This window comes from Kitasatospora sp. NPDC057692 (assembly GCF_042799475.1).
In the GTDB taxonomy this organism is placed as follows: domain Bacteria; phylum Actinomycetota; class Actinomycetes; order Streptomycetales; family Streptomycetaceae; genus Kitasatospora.
Genome location: NZ_JBHVIV010000184.1, coordinates 1 through 4,380, shown reverse-complemented (window position 1 = coordinate 4,380; position 4,380 = coordinate 1). Strand labels below are relative to the sequence as shown.

General features: G+C 67.1%; 5 protein-coding genes and 1 pseudogene. 1 reads left to right on the top strand and 5 read right to left on the bottom strand.

From position 1 onward, the window contains the following. Both ACFVFS_RS40630 and ACFVFS_RS40625 read right to left on the bottom strand, forming a co-directional pair. Positions 1-85, bottom strand: a pseudogene (locus ACFVFS_RS40630) (chaplin); the annotation flags it as partial. Positions 86-380: 295 nt separating this feature from the next. Then, positions 381-779, bottom strand: a complete 399-nt coding sequence (locus ACFVFS_RS40625) for a hypothetical protein (protein WP_376947983.1) — start codon at positions 777-779, stop codon at positions 381-383. 124 nt (positions 780-903) lie between these two features. Here ACFVFS_RS40625 and ACFVFS_RS40620 point away from each other — a divergent pair, with 124 nt between their 5' ends. Continuing rightward, on the top strand, positions 904-1,194 hold the full coding sequence (locus ACFVFS_RS40620) for a hypothetical protein (RefSeq protein ID WP_376947939.1): 291 nt from the start codon (positions 904-906) through the stop codon (positions 1,192-1,194). A 246-nt stretch (positions 1,195-1,440) separates the two neighbouring features. Here the strand turns inward: ACFVFS_RS40620 and ACFVFS_RS40615 are convergent, their stop codons facing one another. The 3 genes from ACFVFS_RS40615 to ACFVFS_RS40605 all read right to left on the bottom strand — a co-directional run. Then, positions 1,441-2,808 (bottom strand): protein rep, encoded by a 1,368-nt coding sequence (locus ACFVFS_RS40615; protein ID WP_376947936.1) that lies wholly within the window; start codon positions 2,806-2,808, stop codon positions 1,441-1,443. A 142-nt stretch (positions 2,809-2,950) separates the two neighbouring features. After that, positions 2,951-3,262, bottom strand: coding sequence for a hypothetical protein (locus tag ACFVFS_RS40610; RefSeq protein WP_376947934.1), 312 nt, complete (start codon positions 3,260-3,262; stop codon positions 2,951-2,953). Continuing rightward, a partial coding sequence (locus ACFVFS_RS40605) for a hypothetical protein (RefSeq protein WP_380630148.1) occupies positions 3,259-4,380 on the bottom strand: 1,122 nt, incomplete at its 5' end. The genes ACFVFS_RS40610 and ACFVFS_RS40605, both read right to left, overlap by 4 nt.

The following is a 4,380-nucleotide window of genomic DNA, read 5'->3' as shown; positions in this document are numbered from 1 at the left end:
TGTTGCCGAAGGCCGGGTTGAGCAGCCCGATGATGTTGATCGAGTTGCCGCAGACGTTGATCGGGATGTGGACCGGGATCTGGATCTGGTCCGGATCTTCGGGACGACGGTGATCGGCTTGACCGGCTTGCCGTCCATGCCCTTGCGGCCCTTGGTGTTCTCGTCCACGCGGGCGAGGCCGAGGTTGGGGGCGAGGCGCTTCCACCGGAGCGAGATCCGCCAGGCGTGCCGCATCCGGCGCCGCTGGAGCGGGGTTGCGCGGAGGTAGCGGTAGGTGGTGATCAGGAGCCGAGCGGCCCCCCAGCCGACCAGGGCCACGAGGGCAACCAGGGCGATCAGGGGGGCCGCGTTCAGCCCGTCCAAGACGGAGGAGGTCACGGTCAGCCCTCCGACTTCCGGCCGGACGGGACGGCGGAGATGGCGCGGACCTCGTCGGCCTGGTACCAGGCCGTGCCGCCCACGATCCGCTCGTTGCCGTTCTTGTCGGTCCGCTTCTCGGCGGGGCTGACGCCCACACGGAAGCCGACGAGCTCGACGGGGGTCGGGCCGCCGAGGGTCTGGGCGGGGTCCTGGTGGGACGCGATGCCGATCTTGAGGATCTCGTTCTCGACGCGGCCGAACTGCTGGAAGGTGGCGACGACCTGGACCTCCCACTTCGGGATGCCGTCCTTGGTCGTGTCCTGCTTGTCGTTGTTGCCGAAGACGGTCTTCGGGGAGCTGCTGAGGAACATCAGCATGTTGAAGCTCTTGGCCTGGTCAACGAAGAAGATCGCGGGCATGGGGGCCTCTTTCTGACGTGTCGTCATGTGACGAGTGGGTGACTACGTGCTGTGCTGTGCTCTACCCTGAACCCAGTCAACGGGGATTGTCAACTGGTTTGTGGATTGCATGGAGGAGTTCCCTATGTCGGCCGTACCGAAGAAGACTGCTGATCAGGCCAAACGGCAGCTCGAACGTCTCCGGGACCTGGCGGTGTACGGGCTGACGGCGGATCAGGCGAACCGGCCGGACGCGGCGGAGTGGTACCGGACGATCCTCCGTGCTGCCTCTGACATCCGGGAGGAGAGTCGATCACTGGAACGAACCCTGTCGGATGAGGCCCTGGAATCCAAGTGCCTTTCTCCGACTGAGGTTTCGCGGGCGGCGAAGGTCTCGACTGCGGCCCTGTACAAGCGGAGGAAACAGGATGGCTGATGAAAGTCAATTAGGCCCCCGTCCGAATTGGGCGGGGGCCTTTTTGGTGGGACCGGGCCTGAGAAAGTCTTTACCGAAAGCTGATCAGCGGGGCCCCTCCGGGATCAAGAAAAGGGGCCGAGTGCCCACTTACGCGGTGAGGGCTTTCCAGCCCTCTCCATTGGTACAAGTGTAATGGCCCCTTTTCATGATCCCGCCCCGCAGATCACCTTTCGGCAAACACTTTCCCAACCCCTAGGAAGTTGGTCATCCTGCGGGAGCGTCGGGGCCCTTCTCGTAGACCAGGTGGTAGGCAGTCAGAAGGTTGACCAGCTCTGCGAATCCGCCGTTCTCGGCAGCGTCGAGGATGGCGGCCTGGAGGCCCGGCACCCGTCGCATGGCCCGGAGCGATTCGGCCGGCAGAAGTGCCCACGTCTCCCCGCCGACCTCTTCGGCCGCGACCTCTTCGTCGGTCAACTCCGGTTCGTCATCGAGGAGTTGGGCCCGCAGGCCGCGTGACCATGTGATCGCTCGTCGCCGGAAGGTCGCCTTCTCGTACTCGTGCCAGACCGGGACGACGGCGGCGTCTCCGGTGACGCGCAGGTATTCCAGCATCTCGAACGGGGCGAGGGTTCCGAGGCGTCCGGCCTTCATGTCGCCACGGGCCATTTCGTTGCCGAGGTGGCCTTTGCCTTCCTGGACCTTGGCGATATATTCACCTGCCTCTTCCGGGGTGGTGACCTTGGACCAGTTGACACCGTGTTCCTTGCTCGGCTCGTATCCCTTCTTCTTCATCCAGGCCCGCCAAACCTTGTCCCACCGGTGAATTGCGTAGGCGAGTTCGGGGCCGGTTTCCTCGTTGAGGAGGAGGACGACATGCAGGTGCGGATGCCAGCCGTTGCGGGTTCCGTAGGTGATTTCGAGCGAGCGGATATTGCCCCGGACTCCGAGCCGGTCGCGTTCTCCGAACACTCCCCGCTTCGGGTCACCGGCCCAGGCCCGGCCGGACATGAGCTGACGCCATCCGTTGGCGACCGCGTCGAAGAGGTCGGCAAGATCGTGATGCTTCTTGTGACGGGCCGTCAGGGTGACCATCCAGGCCGTTCCGCCGTCGGCCATGTGCCGGGCGACGGCGCGTGCGATCTCGTCGGCGCGGGTGGCCCGGATCTTGGCCGAGCACACCGGGCAGGCCCAGATGGAGCCGCAGGAGCAGAAGCCGGACCAGTGGGCGACGCCAGCGTTGACGACGACCGCCGCCAGGCCGTCGCCGACGTTCCCGTTGGTGGTCCGGCCGCACTTCTTGACGCGCGGGATCGTGGTGATCCCCCAGAGGACTTGCCGCTGTGCGAAGCGCTTCCCACGGCGATCCTGCCGAACGGCCGATTCGGCCTCTGAGCTGGGAAGTTCTTGGATGTGGGAAACATTATTCGCGTTGTACCTAGAAGGGCCGTCCGCCAGGCCGCCAGAGGCGGCCCGGCTGCCCCTCCTGCCTTCGGCCCGGGGCTGCCGGGAGACCTGGCGACCGGCCGTGGCCGTGAGGGTCCTGCGGACCTGTTCCGTGATCAGCTCTTCGGCCTCGATCACACCGGCCTGGTCGTCTCGACCGGTGTCGGCGGTCTGCCCTACGCTGTCCATGGACGTTCTCCGTTCGTGCTGTCAGAGGCGGGGCGGAGACCAAGGGGCCCGAAGCGTCACCAGCGCTTTCGGGCCCCCTTTGCGTCTCTCGTGCGATCCTGTCCTCAGTGGCCGACCGGCGTGATACGAACACGCCGGGCGGTCACTTCGCGTTCTGCTGGCCCATCAGGCTCTTGATGACGAGCCAGCCGATGGCCGCCGAGATGGCTGCGATCCCGACCGCCACCGCGACGACGGCGACGGCCAGGAGGAGGGCGACGACCAGGACCCCGGCCCCGGCCCCGGCGATGAGCTGTCCGGAGTGCTGACGGAGCCAGGAGGGCGCGGGGGCAGCCTGCTGGACCACGACGTAGGCCGGGGGCTGCTGGAGGCTCTGAGGGGCGCTGAGGGCCTGTCCGGGGCCGATGTGGATCGGGGTCGGGGTGTAGACGGGCGGGGGCTCGTACGCGGTCATGACGCCTTCCTCCTACGGGTCGTCTTCGGGGCTTCCTTCTGGAGCGGCACGGTTGTGCCGGCCGAATCGGCGGAGACGTCTCGGACGGTGGGGGCAGCCGCGGGAATGACGTCGGCGCGGTAGCCGATGGACGCGGCGACGAGCTGGAGCATGGCGGCCTCGTCGATGTCGCCCACCCGGACGCGGTCGTAGCGGCCGGAGAGTCCGGGCACCCCGGTGACGACGCAGACCCCGGCGAAGCGTTCCTTGTCGATCAGGGTCGTGGGCTGGTTCTCCTCGTCCTTGCGGATGCCGTTGCCCAGCGCGGCCTCTGCCCCGTCGATGGTGAAGGTGGCGAAGCAGACGCCGACTTCGAGGTTGTCGCGGACGGCGGTCGGGATCGCGTCCGAGGTCTGCTTCTGGGTGCCGACGACGGGGATCACGCCGAGGCCGCGACCTTCCTTGGCGACCGTCCGCATGAGCCGCTGGTTGGCCTCGATGAGTTCCTTGTCCTTGCCCTTGAGCCCGGCCGCGTCGATGTAGTTGTGGCACTCGTCCATGAGCACCAGGACCAGCGGGATCGTGACGGTCGGTCCGGCCTTCCAGAACTTGTGCGTCCCTCGTTCGGCCACGAGCTGTGAGGGCCGGTCCTTGATCAGCCGGACGAGTTCGGTCAGGCGCTGATGGGCGGTCTCGGGGTTGTCCCCGACGATGAACATGGCCCGCTGGCCGACCTCTCCCCAGTCGCCGTATCGGGGGTCGCTGGTCTTGCCGTCGAACACGGCGAACTGGACCTCGGGCCGCCGAGCGAGGGAGGCGAACCAGCCGAGCATGAGCATGGTTTTGCCGTAGCCCGGCATGCCGGCCACCTTGATGCCGGACAGCTCTCGGAGCGGGATGACGAGGTCGCGGGCCCAGGGGTTGCGGCCGAGCGGGAGCACCCAGTCGTCCCCGGCCGGGAAGGCGTACGGGAAGTGCTCGTCCAGCGGGTTGCCGACGAGGCCGCGAAGCTCGACCACACCGGGGGCGACGCGCTGGACCTCGACCGTCTGGCAGCCCCAGGAGTCGGCCAGCCACCCGGCTGCCTTCTCGTACTCCTCGATGCCGACCTTCGGGATCGTGGCGGCGCGGACCCGGAT

Coding starts and splice junctions, on each gene's coding strand:
- ACFVFS_RS40615 (WP_376947936.1), bottom strand. CDS start 2,808: ATGGACAGCGTAGGGCAGACCGCCGACACCGGTCGAGACGACCAGGCC.
- ACFVFS_RS40610 (WP_376947934.1), bottom strand. CDS start 3,262: ATGACCGCGTACGAGCCCCCGCCCGTCTACACCCCGACCCCGATCCAC.
- ACFVFS_RS40625 (WP_376947983.1), bottom strand. CDS start 779: ATGCCCGCGATCTTCTTCGTTGACCAGGCCAAGAGCTTCAACATGCTG.
- ACFVFS_RS40620 (WP_376947939.1), top strand. CDS start 904: ATGTCGGCCGTACCGAAGAAGACTGCTGATCAGGCCAAACGGCAGCTC.